General features: G+C 46.6%; 16 protein-coding genes. 9 read left to right on the top strand and 7 right to left on the bottom strand.

From position 1 onward, the window contains the following. Positions 1-93 precede the first annotated feature (93 nt). Entirely contained in the window at positions 94-1,074 is a 981-nt protein-coding gene (locus C9I89_RS03770) for a GlxA family transcriptional regulator (protein ID WP_107282025.1), read from the bottom strand. 139 nt (positions 1,075-1,213) lie between these two features. Between C9I89_RS03770 and C9I89_RS03765 the strand changes: the two genes are divergently transcribed. Both C9I89_RS03765 and C9I89_RS03760 read left to right on the top strand, forming a co-directional pair. Further along, positions 1,214-3,079 carry a beta-ketoacyl synthase gene (locus C9I89_RS03765; RefSeq protein ID WP_107282024.1) on the top strand — a complete coding sequence of 622 codons (1,866 nt, stop codon included), beginning with the start codon at positions 1,214-1,216 and terminating at the stop codon, positions 3,077-3,079. Between the two features lie 183 nt (positions 3,080-3,262). After that, positions 3,263-4,126 (top strand): PfkB family carbohydrate kinase, encoded by an 864-nt coding sequence (locus tag C9I89_RS03760; protein WP_107282023.1) that lies wholly within the window; start codon positions 3,263-3,265, stop codon positions 4,124-4,126. 118 nt (positions 4,127-4,244) lie between these two features. Here the strand turns inward: C9I89_RS03760 and C9I89_RS03755 are convergent, their stop codons facing one another. After that, positions 4,245-5,537 (bottom strand): DEAD/DEAH box helicase, encoded by a 1,293-nt coding sequence (locus C9I89_RS03755; protein ID WP_107282022.1) that lies wholly within the window; start codon positions 5,535-5,537, stop codon positions 4,245-4,247. 406 nt (positions 5,538-5,943) lie between these two features. Here C9I89_RS03755 and C9I89_RS03750 point away from each other — a divergent pair, with 406 nt between their 5' ends. The 4 genes from C9I89_RS03750 to C9I89_RS22395 all read left to right on the top strand — a co-directional run bounded on the left by C9I89_RS03750 (position 5,944) and on the right by C9I89_RS22395 (position 9,122). Next, on the top strand, positions 5,944-7,287 hold the full coding sequence (locus tag C9I89_RS03750) for an MATE family efflux transporter (protein ID WP_107282021.1): 1,344 nt from the start codon (positions 5,944-5,946) through the stop codon (positions 7,285-7,287). Positions 7,288-7,313: 26 nt separating this feature from the next. Continuing rightward, the gene (locus tag C9I89_RS03745) at positions 7,314-8,129 is read left to right on the top strand and encodes an alpha/beta fold hydrolase (RefSeq protein WP_107282020.1); all 816 of its coding nucleotides are present in this window, start codon (positions 7,314-7,316) and stop codon (positions 8,127-8,129) included. Positions 8,130-8,323: 194 nt separating this feature from the next. Then, positions 8,324-8,947, top strand: coding sequence for a histidine phosphatase family protein (locus tag C9I89_RS03740; protein ID WP_107282019.1), 624 nt, complete (start codon positions 8,324-8,326; stop codon positions 8,945-8,947). Positions 8,948-8,969: 22 nt separating this feature from the next. After that, positions 8,970-9,122: a hypothetical protein gene (locus C9I89_RS22395; protein WP_170107608.1), complete on the top strand. Its 153-nt coding sequence runs from the start codon at positions 8,970-8,972 to the stop codon at positions 9,120-9,122. Here C9I89_RS22395 and C9I89_RS03735 read toward each other — a convergent pair. Further along, complete coding sequence (locus C9I89_RS03735; protein WP_107282018.1) at positions 9,100-10,635, bottom strand: bifunctional GNAT family N-acetyltransferase/carbon-nitrogen hydrolase family protein; 1,536 nt, start codon at positions 10,633-10,635, stop codon at positions 9,100-9,102. The genes C9I89_RS22395 and C9I89_RS03735 overlap by 23 nt on opposite strands. Before the next feature lie 919 nt (positions 10,636-11,554). Between C9I89_RS03735 and C9I89_RS03730 the strand changes: the two genes are divergently transcribed. Together C9I89_RS03730 and C9I89_RS03725 are read left to right on the top strand one after the other, a co-directional pair. Beyond that, positions 11,555-12,151 (top strand): DNA-3-methyladenine glycosylase I, encoded by a 597-nt coding sequence (locus tag C9I89_RS03730; protein ID WP_107282017.1) that lies wholly within the window; start codon positions 11,555-11,557, stop codon positions 12,149-12,151. Positions 12,152-12,239: 88 nt separating this feature from the next. Beyond that, complete coding sequence (locus C9I89_RS03725) at positions 12,240-13,016, top strand: metallophosphoesterase (RefSeq protein WP_107282016.1); 777 nt, start codon at positions 12,240-12,242, stop codon at positions 13,014-13,016. Between the two features lie 96 nt (positions 13,017-13,112). Here C9I89_RS03725 and C9I89_RS03720 read toward each other — a convergent pair whose 3' ends face one another. The 4 genes from C9I89_RS03720 to C9I89_RS03705 all read right to left on the bottom strand — a co-directional run bounded on the left by C9I89_RS03720 (position 13,113) and on the right by C9I89_RS03705 (position 16,514). Continuing rightward, on the bottom strand, positions 13,113-14,024 hold the full coding sequence (locus C9I89_RS03720) for an amino acid ABC transporter permease (RefSeq protein ID WP_170107622.1): 912 nt from the start codon (positions 14,022-14,024) through the stop codon (positions 13,113-13,115). A 26-nt stretch (positions 14,025-14,050) separates the two neighbouring features. Then, entirely contained in the window at positions 14,051-14,860 is an 810-nt protein-coding gene (locus tag C9I89_RS03715; protein WP_107282014.1) for a transporter substrate-binding domain-containing protein, read from the bottom strand. A 72-nt stretch (positions 14,861-14,932) separates the two neighbouring features. Further along, a complete protein-coding gene (locus C9I89_RS03710; protein ID WP_107282013.1) occupies positions 14,933-15,757 on the bottom strand; it encodes an amino acid ABC transporter permease in 825 nt (274 codons plus the stop codon). A 19-nt stretch (positions 15,758-15,776) separates the two neighbouring features. Further along, positions 15,777-16,514, bottom strand: a complete 738-nt coding sequence (locus tag C9I89_RS03705; protein WP_107282308.1) for an amino acid ABC transporter ATP-binding protein — start codon at positions 16,512-16,514, stop codon at positions 15,777-15,779. Between the two features lie 353 nt (positions 16,515-16,867). Here C9I89_RS03705 and aroG point away from each other — a divergent pair, with 353 nt between their 5' ends. Continuing rightward, complete coding sequence (aroG, locus tag C9I89_RS03700) at positions 16,868-17,923, top strand: 3-deoxy-7-phosphoheptulonate synthase AroG (protein WP_107282012.1); 1,056 nt, start codon at positions 16,868-16,870, stop codon at positions 17,921-17,923. Positions 17,924-18,396 lie beyond the last annotated feature (473 nt).

Raw genomic sequence — 18,396 nt, 5'->3', positions numbered from 1 at the left:
CTATGAAACGGTACTCGGATCTTCAGATTAAAAATCAAATATTAAGCGCCAGCGACTTTCCCCTCGCTGGCGTTTTTACTGACTTTAGCATGATCACTCTGCATTATAGATCTTGGCTTTGACCATTTTCCGGTACTTGCTTGGGGTTACACTGAACTGTTGTTGAAATCGGGTCGAAAAGTGATAAGCGTCTTTGTAGCCGACTTGTTCTGCCACGTCTTGTACCGACATACCAAAATCTCGTAATAACTGTTGCGCTGTTTCCATTCTTATTTTTTGCAGATATTGATGGGGAGACTGGCCAATCTGTTCTTTGAATTTTCGATTAAAGGTTCTGAGTGGCATCCCGCATTGTATTGCAACACTTTGGGCAGTCATCGGTTGCGACAGATTACGTTTCATCCAGTCCTGAGCAAGCGCAATAGATTCATCAAACTGCACCTGTCCGCCAATTTGGTAGAAGGGTTGTTGCGCTGATTTCGAAATTTCATGGCCGTAATGGGTTTCAATGGTGTTGGCGATTTTTTGACCGAAATTTTCTGCGATCAAATACAAAATCATCTCTGACTGGGAGTTAATACTGCCGGTACAGAACAGGCCGTTGGCAGCCGTAATTGAAGCTTGTCGGTTCAGCTGTACACGGGGATAACGCGCTGCAAATTTTTCATAAAAGTACCAATGGGTTGTTGCGACCTGATTATCCAGTAATCCGGTTTCAGCCAGCCAGGAGACACCGGTGCCGGTCGCGACCAGTTTTGCGCCATGCCGGTATTGCCTGATTAACCAGGAAACGATCTCGGGGTTATGACTGAGCGATGATATCGGATTTCCCCACATTGGCGGCAGTACGACGATATCGAAAATGTGTTCGTCTTCAAACGTCATATCTGGCTGAAGCTTGATCCCTGCGGTAAGTTTGGGCGACGTCAAAGAAGGGGCGATCAGTTTGATATCAAAAGGGTTGTCACGTTGTTGCTTTCGTTCTCGTAAACTTGCGGCGCTGCTCAGCATTTCGGCTGCCAGCGATACGCCGGTGATCAGAGCACGATGGTATAAGACAAATCCCACTTTCATCTATTCACTCTCATTCATATAAATAATGCCAAAATATCTCAGCGGCCTAAATGGCAGTGATTTTGGCATATTTGCAAGGTGATTAACCAGTATAAGTTGATATCCTTCTGTTTAAAACAATGTTTGATATAGGTTCAGAATGACTAAGTTACCTCTTATCGTTGGTTTTGGTGGCATTAACGCTGCTGGCCGTAGTTCAGGCTTTCACAGTTATAAGCGTATGGTCGCCGATGTATTAACCGCAGATGAGATGAATATGACCTGGCAGGATCTGGCTCGCCGCATGGGGCTGGATAACGGTGCGGACGTCAATGAAGGCGCTGTCAGTGAAGATATTATCGCAGCGATTAAAGCGGGTACGTTGGTGCGTCGAATTGACTCATTTGATCCTGAGAACTTGCTATATCAATACAAAACCACATTAAGCTCAGAAAACGATCAGATTTCGTTCACATTACGAAAGTCCAAACTGCCGACAGTGATCCCAGACAACTGGAGCGTGGAAGAGCAGGGCAGCAAAGTGACCGTGACAGTAAACGGCAACCTGGATGCGCTGCTGGAAGATCGTGTGGCTTTTCCTGTAAGCAGCGGCGGTAATATCCCTGCCGGTTTCGATCCGGGTACACGGTATAACTCTCGTTTCCACCCCCGAGGTCTGAAGCTGACCGTTTACGGCGCATCAGATGCCCTGAATTCACTGGGCGTGGATTGGTCGGAGGTTCTTCAGCATATCAAGCCTGATGAAGTGTCTGTGTATGCCGGTAGCGGGCTGGGGCAAATCGACGATCAATCATTGGCGGGTATGCTGGCTGCGCCATTAACCGGCGGCCGTGTCAGTACGAAGATGATGGCTTTATCATTTGCAGAAATGCCTGCAGATTTTATTAATGGTTATGTGATTAACAGCGTTGGTACCACGGGTACAAATATGGGGGCTTGTGCAACCTTCCTGTATAACTTACGTCAGGGGATGTATGACATTCAGTATGGCAAATCTAAAGTAGCGATTGTGGGTAATGCAGAAGCGCCGGTTGTTGCCGAAATCATGGAAGGTTTCCGTGTGATGGGTGCGTTGGCTGAAGATGAGCAATTAAAAGCGTTAGATAATAGCGATACGGTTGATAACCGCCGTGCATGTCGCCCATTTTCCTCTAATGCCGGTTTCACGATGGCAGAATCTGCCCAGTTTGTGGTGCTGATGGATGATGAGCTGGCCTTAACGCTGGGGCTTAATATATATGGCTCGGTCGCTGATGTATTTATCAATGCTGATGCCAACAAAAAATCCATCTCAGCGCCGGGTGTTGGTAATTACGTAACGGTTGCTAAAGCGACAGCCCTGGCGAAAGCGATCCTCGGTGAAGCAGGCGTCAAGCAGACCTATGTTCAGGCGCATGGCACCGGCACGCCGCAGAACCGTGTTACCGAGAGCCATATTCTGAATGAAGTAGCAAAAACCTTTGCCATTGATAACTGGCCGGTTACTGCGATTAAATCGTATGTCGGTCACTCGATGAGTGTTGCTGCGGGCGATCAGTTAATTGCTTCGTTGGGCGTATGGCAATATGGCTGGATCCCGGGTATTCAAACCATCGATCATATTGCTGATGATGTGCACCAGTCGAACCTGAATATTCTGACGGATCATGCTTTTGCGGGTCAGAAAGGGGAAGACTATAAAGCGGTGATCCTTAATGCTAAAGGTTTTGGCGGTAATAATGCAACCGGTCTGGTGTTATCGCCGGCGCAGAGTCTTGAGATGTTACTGGCTAAACATGGCGCAGAGGCGCTGGCGGCTTATTATGATAGGAATGTCGAGATCAAGACGCGTACCGAGATCTGCGATCAAGAAGCTTGCCTGGGTAATGAAACCATTCGCTATCATTTTGGTGAAAGTGTAATGGATGAAACGTCGGTATCGATGACACAAAATGAGTTACGTCTTTCTGAGTTTGAACAGGCAATTCTATTGCCGCAAGAGAATCCATACGCGGATTATTGTTGAACGTTAATTAACTCTTGCCTCATATAAAGACCGCGCTACCAATTTTTTCCGGAATTGGTAGCGCGACCTCGCGTTTTTACCTCTTTCATGATCTAATCTAAGACTCATCAGAAAATTGTACTGATGGGTATTAGGGATGCACCTGCTCCTTTTAATGACGAGAACGCAGGAAAACGAGTAATTATGGCGAATATTCTTCTGTTAGCTAACTTAAATTGTGACCGCGTTTTACAGCTTGATAAACCGTTGATCATGGGAGGGCGTCACCATTATAAAGATGCTGGTCGACGATTAGGTGGTGGGGGGGCCAATACAGGTTTAGGCTTGATATGGGCGGGCCACCGTGTGGCTTTAGTCAGCCAGGTTGGTCGGGATGAAACCGCAGACTGGCTATTGGCAGAAGCCAGCTTGCAAGGTTTAGATTGTCACCTGTTGCAACGAAATGATGTCGTGACGCCTGAATTAATCTTGATGATGACGCCTGATGGTGAAAGAACCATTATTCGCCCTGAACGGCCTGTTTTCAAATTGGTTAACGCGCCTGATTTTACCCATTGGGATGCGCTGTATATTAACTCATCGGCTTTAGGTGGTGAGATCTGGGCTGAAGCGGCACTGGATAAAACCCTGGTTGTCGCCCAGTTAGCCAAAGATGAGCGCTCTCGGCCTTGTCACGTGTTGATCTCATCTGAGTCTGATATGGCAGGCCGTACCAAGCGTGCGGGACGTGAGCTGTCAGTGTGGCAATATGGTCAACAAATCGCAGGAAGCCATTTGCGCTATTTCATTATCACTGATGGTGAGAAGGGGGCTACAGCTTATACCGAGCATGAGCAGTTTAAGGTTCCCGCGGTACCAGCAGAAGTTATAGATACGACCGGGGCTGGTGATGCCTTTGCTTCTGGCTTAATTAACGGTTTGCTAAAGGCATTATCGATTACGGATGCGATGGCGGAGGGCGCAATGTGGGCGTCATTTGCCGTTGCAACGAAAAGTTCTATTCCGGGGGCGGCATTAAAGCGCTATCTGAGCGATACCCAAAACTGATTTTATCCTGATAGGTCTGGCTATCGATTGATCAAAAAAACGCCGATAAGCAGTAGCTAATCAGCGTTATATTTTACTATGTATGGGTTATACATAGTATTGGGCTATTTCACTTGAATTATTTCTTCATAGTTGTGATTTTAGCTTTGTTTTTAATCGCCTGGCGTAATCTGACCCGACGCTCTGCCGCTGATTGATCTGTTGGGTTGTTAGTACGACCTTTGCGATCTTTGAATGCAGATTTGGTCTGCATCTTCTGTAGCAGCGCATCACGGCTGGCAGGCTCATAGCCGGTAAGCTGTACGCGGTGAATGCGCTGACCAATCAGTGTTTCTACCTGTACCAGGGTTAATTCTTCTTCACGGCTAACAAAAGAGACAGCGTGACCTTTTTGACCAGCACGACCGGTGCGGCCAATACGGTGCACATAGTCTTCCGCTAGGAATGGCATATCATAGTTCACCACATGTGGCAGGCCTTGAATATCAAGACCACGAGCAGCAACTTCTGTTGCGACCATCACGCGCGCTTTACCTTCTTTAAACTCGTCCAGGGCACGACGACGGGCACTCTGTGCTTTGTCACCATGACACAGTACGGTTTTAATACCATCGAGTTTGAGTTCTTCAACCAGCATGTTTGCTGTTTCTTTGTAGTTCACGAAAACCAGCACTTGTTGCCAGTTTTTCTTACCGATAAGTTCAGATAACAGCTCGCGCTTGCGATCTTCATCAACAGGGTAAACAACATGAGAAACGGTATCAGCGGTGGCATTCTCGCGGTCAACAGAGATACGCTTAGGTTTACGCAGAATTTCGGTTGATAGCTTGTTCATCTGGCTAGAGAAGGTTGCTGAGAACAACATCGTCTGAGGCTGGGAGCGAATATCGCTCATGATAGCGCGAATGTCTGTAATAAAGCCCATGTCTAACATACGGTCGGCTTCATCGAAAACCAGAAATTCCAGGTTCGCCAGAGAAACATTTTTCAGTTCCAGGTGCTCAAGTAAACGGCCTGGGGTAGCCACCAGGATATCTAAGCCTTGCTCCAGCTTTTTCTCTTGAGATGACATTTTGGTGCCGCCGTAAATAGCAGCAACATTGATAGAAACATATTTGGTGTAGTCTTCAATGTTTTTTGCGATCTGCGCAGCTAGCTCACGAGTCGGAGCGAGGATAAGAGCACGAACATTGAAACGGCTACGTGGCTTAGGGTTGTTGCAAATCTGCTGGATAATAGGCAAAGCAAATGCGGCAGTTTTACCTGTACCTGTTTGTGCATTAGCAAGGATATCATGTCCACGACGAGCGTGTGGGATAGCCTGTTTCTGAATGGGGGTTAGCTTTTCGTAACCACATTCAGTAAGGGCGCGCACAATTTCCGGAGAAAAGTTTTGTGATGAAAATGACATTCTTTGTTCCTAAAGCAGACGGCTAAGTTTCCCATACATTCAATATTCACGTGTCGTTAAACCACCGAATGTAATATAAGCCTGACTAAAAATACGGTGGCAGATTATAGAGTAATAATCATAGCCTGTGGGCACTAATTTTGTATATTTGCCGATTATTTGTCCATTTTCTCCGTAATTGCCTCGGAAGAGTCGTAAAGAGTGGCTTTAGTCACTGGTGCTAATACCCTTAGCATCTGACTTGGTGACTTTCTATCACTGAGGGTCAGGCTGATCATCGTATTGTCATTGCGGTGAATTCGTTCCTGTGACCTGGTCTCTCAGTGTTCAGTATTTTTCCCTTTAGCTCCGTCAGTAAAGCTCGTAAACTAGCTAACCTATTTATCTACTGTCTGTCATAAACATCATGCCTGTACATTCTGCGACAGTTTCTCACTCTTCTTATCCTGATTTAGCCCGGGATCTGTTTAAAATGACGTGGCCGATGTTATTTGGGGTATTGTCATTAATGAGTTTTCAGCTTGTTGATAGCGCCTTTATCGGTCAGCTTGGTATCTTGCCGCTTGCGGCACAAGGTTTTACCCTGCCGATGCAAATGGTGGTTATTGGCCTGCAGGTTGGCTTGGGTATTGCGACGACATCGTTGATCTCCCGTGTTCTCGGGGCAAATGAAACGCAACGTGCGAAACAACTGGGCGGATTGGTGGTACTCACAGGTGGCGTTGGTGTATTTTTCATTTGTTGCGTGATCTGGCTGCTGCGCGGACCGATCCTGAGCTTATTGGGCGCTCCGGGAAATGTTTATCCCGTGATTGATGCTTATTGGCCGGTGTGGTTGGGGAGTGCATGGACTGGTGCTATGGTCTATTTTGCTTACAGCTTATGCCGAGCGAATGGTAATACCATGGTGCCTGGCATCATGATGGTTGTGACCAGTTTGCTGAATATTGCCTTGGATCCACTGTTTATCTTTACCTTTGATTTGGGGTTAACGGGGGCGGCATGGGCAACCATTTTTTCTTTCGCGACGGGTATGCTGGTGGTATATCCTCTGGTCATTAAACGGCACTGGATGAGCTTTCAGTGGCAAGGGCTTGATGTCTTGTCATCTGTTAAAGAGTTGGGGCATATCATGGCACCGGCTATGCTCAGTCAGTTATTACCGCCTTTGTCATCGATGCTTGCGACGAAGTTAGTGGCTGGGTTCGGGGCTGCAACCGTTGCGGCCTGGGCGTTGGGCTCGCGATTAGAGTTTTTCTCGATTGTGGTGATCCTGGCACTTACCATGTCGATGCCGCCAATGGTCGGCAGGTTGCTGGGGGCTGGTGATATCAATAAAATCAAAGCGCTGGTCGGTATTGCCGTTAAGTTTGTTTTGATCTGGCAGCTACTGGTTGCGACGATGCTGTTTTTTGCATCACCTTTTCTGTCGCAATTACTGACCAGTGAAGTCAGCGTCGGCAGTGTACTGTCAATTCATCTGACGTGGCTACCAATTAGTCTCGGTCCGTTAGGTGTGTGCATGTTGATGGTATCAATTTGCAATGCCTTGTCTCTGCCAATGCGAGCATTACTGATCTCAGGTCTGCGTTTATTTGTCTGCTTTCTGCCAATTCTATGGTTGGGCGCTTACCTTGCGGGGCTCGAAGGCATGTTTGTTGGCGCCATGCTGGGTAATTTTGCTGCTGGTATTACTGCTTGGGTACTCTATCAAAAAGGGATCCAAACCGTGATGAAGAAATATTGCTAAATGAAAACGATAAAAGGGAATAATTAATGAAAACGTTCACCATTGACTCTAAAACCATGCATTATTTGGACAAGGGTGAAGGGCCGGTATTGGTATTTGGCCACAGTTACTTATGGGATAGCGATATGTGGGCACCTCAGGTTGAGGTGCTCAGCAAACAGTACCGTTGTATTGTTCCGGATTTGTGGAGTCATGGTCAGTCGGATGCGGCTCCGGTGAAGACGCGTAACCTTCGAGATTACGCGCAAGATATACTGAGCCTGATGGATCACCTTGAAATCGAGACTTTTTCATTAGTGGGGCTGTCGGTTGGTGGTATGTGGGGAGCAGAGCTGACTGTTTTGGCTCCAAATCGTGTTAAGTCTTTAGTGCTGATGGATACCTTTGTCGGTTTTGAGCCAGAGGTCATGCACAAGAAGTATTTTGGCATGCTGGATGTGATTGCCGCCGCGCAGCAAGTTCCGGCTCCGATGGTTGATGCGATCACCCCGATGTTCTTTGCACGCAATGCGGAGCAGGAAACCCCTGAGTTAGTCGCGGCATTTCGTTCTCACCTGGCGTCAATATCCGGCCAGCATGCCGTCGATGTTACCCAGATTGGCCGAATGGTCTTTGGCCGTCGTGATACCTTCGATGATATCGAAAATTTTGCGCTGCCGACGTTGATCATGGTTGGTGCACAAGACACACCTCGTCCGCCATTAGAAGCGCAGTTGATGCAAGATGCGATTGCAGGTAGTGAATTGGTGATTGTGCCTGATGCTGGTCATATCAGTAATTTGGAACAGCCGGAATTTGTCACCGAGAAGCTGGTTAGCTTCTTTGATAAGGTTTATGCCTAGTTGTTAACTCATTCATTTCAATCGTGATAAAGCCAGGCGAGTGTTGAACTCGTCTGGCTTTTTTTTCTGAGGCGGGTATTGCCTGCATATAATATGGTGAAGTATTGTTTAATTGGCTGAGTATTCAGGATCACCCGTTAAAACAACCGCGACAGTTAAAGGGCCAGATCGCTTTAATTTAGGAAGAATGAACAATGGCAGCGAAACAGACTCGAATTGACATCTTGCGACATGGTTTGCCTGAAGGAGACGGCTGCTTGCGTGGCCACACTGATTTTGCAATCACTCCGACCGGTTTAACGCAAATGTCTGCTGCAATCGCTGATTTGAAACAACTGGATGTTGTGGTGACATCATCGCTGCAGCGGTGCAGCGACTTTGCTGAACAAGTCGCTGACAGGTTCTCCGTCTCGCTTGAGCGTACTGATGGCTGGAAAGAGATGAATTTCGGTGATTGGGATGGCAAGACCGAGGATCAATTGTGGCAAGAGCAAGGCAAGGTGATTGAACAATACTGGCAAGATCCATGGGGGGACAAAACGCCTCATGGCGGTGAAACGCTGGCGGAATTTGATAGGCGAATCGAACAAGCCTGGCACGCACTGCTTGAACAACATAAAGGTAAGCAGGTGCTACTAGTGACCCATGCCGGTGTGATGCGCCAGTTGCTACGTATTTTATTAGAAATGCCCAAGAATGCGACTTACATACAACGGCTTAAGTTACCTTTCGCTGCGCGTTACCGTGTAACGGTTTGTCATGATGAAAACGGAATGGATTGGCCGCAAATTCAATGGCCAATCATGCAACAGTATTAATTTATACCCAAGTTACCTCAAGATGCGTGATTCAGATCTTGGGTATATTCGCGAGCAGAGCATTGATCGGTTAGCCGATACCATCGAAGAACAGATGGATCTCGCCAAGCTCTGGCCGGGGTGTGTGCGGATATTTTTAACGCGAAATAGCGTTATTTTTGTTTGGGGCGGGTGAAGCCGCCGTAGAGATCGAGTCTGCGGTGGCGCAGGTTGGTTACGGAACCTTCGGTATTGAGGTATTTGAGCTTATCAAGTTCGACATCGGCAAATACGATCATTTCGGTGTTAGGGCTGGCCTCGGTGATTGTTGCATCGTGCGGGAAATAAATGTCTGACGGAGAAAACACCGCAGACTGTGCGTACTGGATATCGACATTATTGACTCGCGGCAGGTTACCGATGCTGCCGCCGATGGCGACGTAGCATTCATTTTCAATGGCACGTGCCTGGGCGCATAGCCTTACCCGCAGGTAGCCATTTTTGGTATCAGTCCAGAAGGGTACGAACACGATCTGCACTCCTTGTTCTGCCAGCATACGTCCTAGCTCCGGAAATTCTGCGTCGTAGCAGATTAGGATGCCGACGCGCCCGGCATCGGTCTCGAATACCTTGACCTTATCACCGCCGTCAATAACCCAGTCCCGCTGTTCATGGGGAGTGATATGAATTTTATACTGTTCGTCAATGCATCCGTCGCGATGCAGCAAGTAAGAAACATTATACAAGCGATCGTTTTCCAGTACAGGCATGCTGCCCGAGATGATATTGATGTTGTATGTGACTGCCATCTGAGAAAAGCGCTGCTTGATATCTTCGGTAAACTCGCTCAAAAAACGGATGGCTTCCACCGAACTTTGCTCGGTCCGCAACCCCATTAGCGGGGCATTGAAAAATTCCGGGAAAAGGGCAAAGTCGGCTTGATAGTTAGAGAGTGATGATACAAAAAACTCGGCCTGATCGATCAGATCGTCCACAGAGACCATCGCCCGCATTTGCCACTGGACAATCCCCAGGCGAACCAGCTTTTTCTCGGTATCGAGAATTGACGGGATATCCGCTTCGTAGAAAATGTTGTTCCACTCCAGCAAGGTGGCATAGCCGCAGGACTTGTCGTCTTCTGGCAGGTAGCGTTTCATCAGGCGTTTAACGTCAAAGTCATTGGATAGCTGGAAAGACAGGATGGGGTCATACAGTTCCTTGCGCTTGACCTTCTCGATGTACTCGGGGACGGAGAGTTCATCGGCGACTTTATGGTAGCCGGGTATGCGGCCGCCGGCTAAGATAGCTTTCAGGTTGGTACTCCGGCAAAGTTCCTTGCGTGCTTTGTACAGTCGCCGTCCAAGGCGAAGTCCTCGGTAATCCGGATGCACAAACACATCCAGGCCGTATAGCGCATCACCGCTGGCTTGGTGCTGGATCACATTTTGCTCGGTGATGATATCGGTATAGGTATGGCTGAGTGAAAAGCGGTTGTAATCGACCTTGATGGTGAGGGCGGCACCGACTATTTTACCGCTATCTTCAATACAGATCTGACCATCAGGAAATTGGTGGATTAAATCCATAATAGTCATTCTCGGCCATGCGCCGCCGACGTCATCAAACACCAAGTCCATTAAGGTGGCCAGCTCGTCATAATCGCCGGGCTCGATAATACGCAGGTTTAACAGGGGAGTAATGCTATCCACGCTGACTTTCTCCTTGTGTTTTTCGGGGCCTATTCATATCAAGTTGCTATGTTACCGAGTCCCCCTCGTTCCCGAAGGGCGAGTTTCAGTGGCAATTATGCTGCGTTAACCACATTTCAAATAGAATCACTATTTGCTCATACTCATACTCGCCTAAAGCCACTAAATTCTTGCTGGATACTCTATCCTGAAATGCTTGAGGTATATACAGTATGGATCACTGAATTTGGCATAGGGATTTTAATTTTCCCCGTGGGGCTGGTTTGTTAAGGAAATTATCAGCGTATTTATTTGTCATAAATGCTTAGTAAATAAGATCTGGATCACAAAATAAAACTCAGGTATAGTTGCCTTGTAATTTAATTACGGAAATTAATTACACTCTTACTGTTTTAGGCTTTTGGAGAAACAAAAATGAAAAAATTACGAAATTTTCTAATGCTATTCACTGTTCAGCTTGATTTTGACCGCAAGGAATTGGCAATCCGTGCGAATCGTTCACTGAACTAACCATACCGCTTAGCTGAACAGAGCGGCGGGAAGAAACTCGAACCGATCAACTCGCGATGGATCGAGTAAGGGCAAAGGGAGTTTGTCTCACAGGTGCAGTTTTAGGCATCCCCCCTTTACTGACAACTCTACACTTATCGTCAATATGGCTTTAAGTGGATAAGATAAGTTTGCTCAACGCGACCCCCACCAATAAACAAACCAGTCGAATACCTCTTTGTCATTCTGAATTTATCCAGATTCGGTGACGCCATTGCTCCAGTTGACCTCCCTGTTTATCTGCATTACTTTGTACCCAAGTAACCTCAAAATGCTCGTTTCAGCGAGAATCCATTGGTTTTTAGTCAAAGGCGATACTTGAGGGAATAGGGTTCAATTTAAATACCATATCAAAACCAAGGAACTGCCGATGCCAGAAGTGCCAACACGTTGCCCATGGCTCGATACGAGCAAACCCGATTATGTTGCCTACCATGATCTTGAGTGGGGCGTACCAATACATGACGATAATAAAATTTTTGAATTTCTCGTGCTGGAATCTGCCCAAGCAGGCCTTAGTTGGTACACCATCTTAAAAAAGCGGGAAAACTATCGCCAAGCCTTTGCCTATTTTGATCCCGTCGTTGTTGCCTCTTTTGATGAAGAAGACGTTGAGCGACTGATGAATAACTCGGGTATTGTTCGTAACCGACGTAAAATTGAAGCTGCCATCAATAATGCCCAACGATTTCTTGAAGTCCAAACTGAATTTGGCTGTTTTGCCGATTATATCTGGGGCTTTGTATCAGGTACGCCAAAGACCAATCATCTGAAATGCCTAGTGGATTATCCGGCCACTTCCCCTGAGTCAGATATACTTGCTAAAGATATGAAAAAAAGAGGTTTTAAATTCCTGGGTTCCACGACAATTTATGCCCATATGCAAGCAACCGGCATGGTTAACGATCACAGTATCGATTGCTTTCGCAGGGCCGAAATTATAGACGCTTCATCAGATAAAAAATGACAGTGAGGCACGTACTTAGGATCTTCAACTATTCATAATTGATGTGAAAGAGTACTAGTCTTGAAGAACTATCCTGGTGGAGGCATATATGCATCAATTGATACAGCTGAATCAGGGATCGGGATTCGATATATATTTTATATCCGATATACACGGTCAATTCGACCTGCTGATGGATGTTCTGAACGAAATCGAATTCAGGTTTCCTGTAGATGGCAGAATTCAGGACAGACTCTTTATTCTTGGTGACTTAATCGACCGTGGAAATCAGTCATTATCGGTTCTCGGTGCTGCACAGTACAACCCAGCGATAGTCAGCCTGGTCGGTAATCACGAAATGATGGCGATCAAAGCGCTATCTGGAGATGCTCAAAATATGCTTCTTTGGGCATATAATGGTGGTTTATGGCGTGAAGACCATGATCCATACCATGTAGCGGCTATGTTACGTTATGCTGCTGCACGGCCTGTGGCTATAACACTAGAGATTGGCGGGGACAGGATTGGTCTTGTACATGCGGGGGTACCAGCCCATTATGACTGGGATGCACTTGTCACTACGATTGATAATGGCACTCTCAGCGAGACCGATCTTGATTTCATGCTGTCAGATCGGTCGACATTCCAAAGTGGAATCACGACAAAGGTACAGGGAATTGATGCTGTTCTGCATGGGCACAATATAGTGGAACAACTACAGCCAGTCGTCAGAGGGAACAGGTGCTACATCGACGGGGGTATGGCGTATGGTGACAGGGCTCTGGTACTCAAGTACCAGAAAAAGGGAGCAATACTGGGAATGTTTGAGGCATATGCCTTACGGCGTGACCCTATTTCATCAAAGTTGATCGCTATTTGCACATGAAAATGAACATGTCAGTAAGCGAGTTGCACTTATTGCTTGAATCCAGCGTTTCCACTTTGTGGAAATAAGACTGAGCCAATAACAAGACCAATCGTACTATCTCTGTTTATGCTTCTGGCTGTGTTTCTCCAGTCGGCCAAAAAGCAGCGACAGCCCCAGGCACAATGCCAGATATCCTGCGCCGACAAGCAACCAGATTTCGAAAATTAAGCCGGACGAATTCGCCATTTCACTGCCAACAAACGTCAGCTCCTGGATCGAAATCAGCGAGATGATCGACGAGTCTTTAACCAGTGATATAAATTGACCGGCCAGCGGAGGCACAATACCCGCTAATGCTTGTGGGAAAATCACATCGCGGAAGCGATCCCAGCGAGAAAGGCCCAGCGAATCGGCGGCTTCCCATTGGCCTTTGCTAATCGCATCAATTCCCGAACGGACGATTTCGGCTATATAGGCTGCCGAGATCAGGCCGACACAAAGTACGCCAGAGAACAGGTTTTCCCACAGTTTAGAAGGGCCAAACAGAAAGTACTGGATGGCGTTAATCTCATCGCTGTGGTAGCGCAGCAGATTATCTAAACCGATTGCCGGTACTAACTGGCTGGAAACAAAAAAATAGAAAATGAAAACGAATACCAGCGGTGGAATATTACGTACCAGCTGAATATAGGCTTGGGCGGGCAGCCGAAGTATCATTAATGGAGATCGGCGTGCTAACCCAAGTAGTAAACCTAATAGGCCGGCAAAGACTATTCCCCATAGACTCAGCCGAATGGTCGTCAAAAATCCCTGGAAGAAATAGGGCAGTTCGCCGGCTTTACCGGATGTGAAAATTAAGCTGAATGCTCTCGTCCAGTTCCACTGATAGTGAATACCTACCGACGACCGGTAATAAAGCCAGCCGATAAACACACCGAGAATGGCAAGTAGCAGCCAGTCGAGTTTGTTGAGTTTGAAAAAGGCCGGGAAAGTTTTCCCCGGCTTTTTTGCTGTTTTTTCCGGCATCGTTAATATGTCGCTGTGTGACAAGATTATTGTCCCTCTGAGACCTGGCTTTGCCAGTCTAAGGTGGTAAACCAGTAATTATGGCGTTCATTCAACCAGCCATCTTCTGTGCGCAGCAGAATCCAGTTATTAAAGAAGTTCAGTAGATCGTGCTCACCGTGACGAAGAGCAAAAGCTTCAGAGCCTCGGCTTAAGCGCTCCGTTAGCGGGATGTGTAGCTTTTCATTGTACTGAATCGTCATTTGCTCTGGTTTTGGTGAAGATGCCAATACGGCATGCGCGTTACCATTCAATACTTCCTGGAAGGCTTGTGCATCATCGTCAAATTGACGCAATTTTGCTTTCGGGAAATATTTCTTAGCCGTTTGCACCGTAAATGCGCCGCGACGAACAGCCAGAGTTACGCTGCGCTTGTTGTAGTCGGCAATGGTGGTTTTGTCGCCGGCTTTCTCTTTGTTGGCAGCAAGCTGAACACCTGAATGAGCATACGGAGAGGTAAATAATACACTCATGTTTCGTTGTGGCGTGATCGACATGCCGCCGATGATCACATCGAATTTACTCGCCAGCAGCGCAGGAATGATGCCGTCCCATGCGGTTGGAATGAATTCTACTTTCAGGCCGGAATCTTCAGCCAGGCGACGGGCGACATCCACTTCAAAACCAATCAGCTCGCCCTGTTTGTCTCTCATTGCCCATGGTACAAAAGTCGATAGCCCGACACGTAACGTGCCTCGCTCTTTAATGTCTATCAGCGTGCTTTTATCTGCGGCAAAAACAGAAGAGCCTGTCATTAATGTAAATATTGCAAGAAAAGCGGTGAGTAGTCGTTTCATGCTTCCTTTCTCCTTACTGGCGGGTTTCTGCGCTTCGGCTTCCCGCAAAATGATTAATTAATACCATTGGTATTATGTTGGTACATTCATTTTATGCTCTAACCAGGCCGCAAAGCCGGATAAGACCAGCGTGACAGACAGGTAAATGCCAGCCACCGTAAACCATACTTCAAATGGCATGGCGGTATCTGCAACGATATTGCGACCCTCGGTTGTTAAATCAAAGATAGCCATAATGCTGACGATAGAAGAGTTTTTGACCAGTGAGACTGTTTCATTGGTCAATGGCGGCAAAATGCGCCGGATCATTTGTGGCAAGATAACAAATCGGTAGCTGTCGATGTGAGACAAGCCAAGGCTGTGAGATGCCTCGAACTGCCCTCTGGCAATACTGTTCAACCCTGCCCGAAAAATTTCTGCGGTATAGGCTCCCTGGAACAGGGAAAGAGCGAGCACCGCGGTGGTGAAGCGCTCAAGCCCTAATACCGGGCCAAACACAAAATAGAGCAGGTAAATCTGTACCAGCAGCGGCGTATTGCGGATGAGCTCGATATAGCTACGGGCAAGGCCACGGCCGACAATAGAATCAGACATCCGTAGCAGGGCGGTAGTCAGACCGAGCAGAAGGGTGAAGAATAAGCTGACCGCCGAAATTTTCAGCGTGATCGAAAGTCCCTCCAGTAATTCTGCCGGAAACCATTCACCGTCTTCCACAAACCATAAATATTGCGGAATACGATACCATTGCCAGCGGTAGTTCATTGCTTCTGCACCACTGTTTAATAACCAGAACAGCGCCAGTACTACCAGCGTAATTTGCAATAAGCCTGATACTACCGGCTTAATGATTTTGTACCCGACCGCGAGTGAAGCCGTGAGTGGGCGCTTATTTAACATAGATATCAAACACCAGAAATCAATAACTCAGGATTTGTTCAAGGAATTGCTTGGTACGTTGCTGCTTCGGGGTATCGAACAACTCAGAGGGCGGTGCAATCTCAACAATTTCGCCTTCATCCATAAAGACAACCCGATCGGCGACCTGGCGGGCAAAACCCATTTCATGGGTGACACAGACCATGGTGATACCTTCATTAGCCAGTTCTTTCATGACATCCAGTACTTCCCTAATCATTTCAGGATCTAAGGCAGACGTTGGCTCGTCGAATAACAAAATGTCAGGTTTCATACATAAGGAGCGTGCGATGGCGACCCGCTGCTGTTGCCCGCCAGAGAGCTGTGCCGGATATTTATCTGCCTGATGACCTATATGGACGCGTTCCAGATATTCCCTTGCCAGCGTCTCTGCCTCTGCTTTTGACATTTTCAACGTACGGCGAGGTGCAAGAGTCAGGTTATCGAGTACCGTCATATGCGGAAACAGATTAAAGTGCTGAAAAACCATCCCGACGTTGCCGCGAATAGTTTTTAAGTGTTTTTTATCAAGGGATTGTCCTGAAACGACAAGCTGACCGGTATTGAACTTCTCAAGGCCGTTAATACAGCGAATAAGGGTTGATTTACCCGATCCCGACGGTCCGCAAATAACAAGGCGTTCGCCACGGTCGATGGAAAGGTTGATGTTTTTTAGGGCATGGAAGTCTCCATACCATTTATCAACTTGTTTAAATGAAATGATAGCGTCTTCAGGCAAAAACACGACCTCAGTATTTTATGAGAATGTTTAAGCCATGTTATTGCTTTGATGAGGAAATTTCAAAGAAATAGCTTGAAAATGACCAATTAATTTCAATATTACCCAGTGAGAGTGATTCATAAGCGAGCTGGTTATGTCAGTTTTACGCTATTTATGTAGTGAAACTCGCCCTTCGGGAGTGATGCACCTTGAGGTAACTTGGGTATAAATATGTAATTATATTTCAATAAGCATTTGCACATGCGGTTTGAAGGCGATAAGTTAGTTTTATCTTTTTTGGAGTATGAAAGACATCACTTACGTATTTGACCGAATCTGTAGTGATGTTGTAACACAGGAAGTAAAGAAGTATGTACAAGACCGATGACGTACGCATCCGCGAAATTAAACAACTATTACCACCCGTTGCGGTATTAGAAAGATACCCTGCTACCGAAAAGGCGTCTGAGACTGTTTTTCAGTCGCGACAGGCTATTCACAACATTCTTAATGATGAAGATGACCGCTTGCTGGTTATTGTGGGCCCTTGTTCTATTCACGATACTGAAGCGGCCATTGAATATGGCAAGAAGCTGACAGCACTGCGTGAAGAACTAAAAGATCGTTTAGAAATAGTGATGCGTGTGTATTTTGAAAAACCCCGTACGACAGTAGGCTGGAAAGGCCTGATCAACGACCCGTACATGGACGGTAGCTTCCAGCTTAATGATGGTTTGCGTATTGGACGTAAGTTGTTGCTTGATCTGACCGATATGGGCATGCCGACTGCGGGTGAATTTCTGGATATGATCACACCGCAATATATGGGTGATTTGATCAGTTGGGGCGCAATTGGTGCCCGTACAACGGAATCTCAGGTCCACCGCGAGCTTTCATCGGGTTTGTCTTGCCCGGTAGGCTTTAAGAACGGAACGGATGGCAACATCAAAATTGCGACCGATGCAATTGGTTCTGCCAGCGCACCACATCACTTTTTATCTGTGACCAAGTATGGCCATTCGGCGATCGTATCAACCGCAGGTAATGAAGACTGCCATATTATTCTTCGTGGTGGCAAAGAACCCAATTACAGTGCTGAAGATGTAAATGCCGTCACTGAACAATTGGAAAAAGCCGGCCAGCGCAAGAAAGTAATGATCGACTTTAGCCACGCGAACAGCCTGAAGCAGTTCAAGCGTCAGATCGTTGTTTCTGAAGATGTCGGCAAGCAGGTTGCTGATGGTAACAGTGATATTTTCGGTGTGATGATCGAAAGCCACTTGGTAGAAGGTCGACAGGATATTGTTGAAGGTATCGAGCCAACTTATGGCCAAAGTATTACCGATGCATGTATTGGCTGGGCAGATACGGAAAAAGTCCTGCGCCAGCTAGCGGATGATGTCGTTAAGCGTCGTCAGGCGAAATAAGCTTTTCAAGCTGCAATGTAAATACATGGTTTATGATTTGAAGGCCCGGCACATTGCTGGGCTTTTTTGATCCAGTCAACACAGGTTGTATTGAAATGTACTACTCGAAAAACGCTTGTATAACCTGTAACCGCGACGATCTGTTAATTTAATTAAGAGTGTATTTTATGAATGCGGTTCTTATTACCTGGATTTAGAATTGAGAAACAGGCCGACAATCACAAAATGAAGATTCCCTAATATTTCCTGAAAAAAAATTACTTATTAACAAATTACATTTTATTGGTTAATTGGCCTACATAAAGTGACTTGTCTAATTATCCGTGCATGTTTTTTGTTATTAAATTACAAGACTAAGCCTGATTAGTGTGAGTCATTTCAAATTTACTATTCTCTCCACCCTCGAACTCATCCCCCTGACCGTGTCGGCAAGGTTGATTTCATTGTTATTGATTCACTTATCATTTTGGTAA

This window comes from Photobacterium lipolyticum (genome assembly GCF_003026475.1).
GTDB classification, from domain to species: Bacteria; Pseudomonadota; Gammaproteobacteria; order Enterobacterales; family Vibrionaceae; genus Photobacterium; species Photobacterium lipolyticum.
This window is presented reverse-complemented; position numbering and strand designations above follow the sequence as displayed.

Bases quoted from the DNA above. Each gene is read 5' to 3' on its own strand.
- C9I89_RS03770 (WP_107282025.1), bottom strand. From the start codon at position 1,074: ATGAAAGTGGGATTTGTCTTATACCATCGTGCTCTGATCACCGGCGTA.
- C9I89_RS03765 (WP_107282024.1), top strand. From the start codon at position 1,214: ATGACTAAGTTACCTCTTATCGTTGGTTTTGGTGGCATTAACGCTGCT.
- C9I89_RS03760 (WP_107282023.1), top strand. From the start codon at position 3,263: ATGGCGAATATTCTTCTGTTAGCTAACTTAAATTGTGACCGCGTTTTA.
- C9I89_RS03755 (WP_107282022.1), bottom strand. From the start codon at position 5,537: ATGTCATTTTCATCACAAAACTTTTCTCCGGAAATTGTGCGCGCCCTT.
- C9I89_RS03750 (WP_107282021.1), top strand. From the start codon at position 5,944: ATGCCTGTACATTCTGCGACAGTTTCTCACTCTTCTTATCCTGATTTA.
- C9I89_RS03745 (WP_107282020.1), top strand. From the start codon at position 7,314: ATGAAAACGTTCACCATTGACTCTAAAACCATGCATTATTTGGACAAG.
- C9I89_RS03740 (WP_107282019.1), top strand. From the start codon at position 8,324: ATGGCAGCGAAACAGACTCGAATTGACATCTTGCGACATGGTTTGCCT.
- C9I89_RS22395 (WP_170107608.1), top strand. From the start codon at position 8,970: ATGCGTGATTCAGATCTTGGGTATATTCGCGAGCAGAGCATTGATCGG.
- C9I89_RS03730 (WP_107282017.1), top strand. From the start codon at position 11,555: ATGCCAGAAGTGCCAACACGTTGCCCATGGCTCGATACGAGCAAACCC.
- C9I89_RS03725 (WP_107282016.1), top strand. From the start codon at position 12,240: ATGCATCAATTGATACAGCTGAATCAGGGATCGGGATTCGATATATAT.
- C9I89_RS03720 (WP_170107622.1), bottom strand. From the start codon at position 14,024: ATGCCGGAAAAAACAGCAAAAAAGCCGGGGAAAACTTTCCCGGCCTTT.
- C9I89_RS03715 (WP_107282014.1), bottom strand. From the start codon at position 14,860: ATGAAACGACTACTCACCGCTTTTCTTGCAATATTTACATTAATGACA.
- C9I89_RS03710 (WP_107282013.1), bottom strand. From the start codon at position 15,757: ATGTTAAATAAGCGCCCACTCACGGCTTCACTCGCGGTCGGGTACAAA.
- aroG (WP_107282012.1), top strand. From the start codon at position 16,868: ATGTACAAGACCGATGACGTACGCATCCGCGAAATTAAACAACTATTA.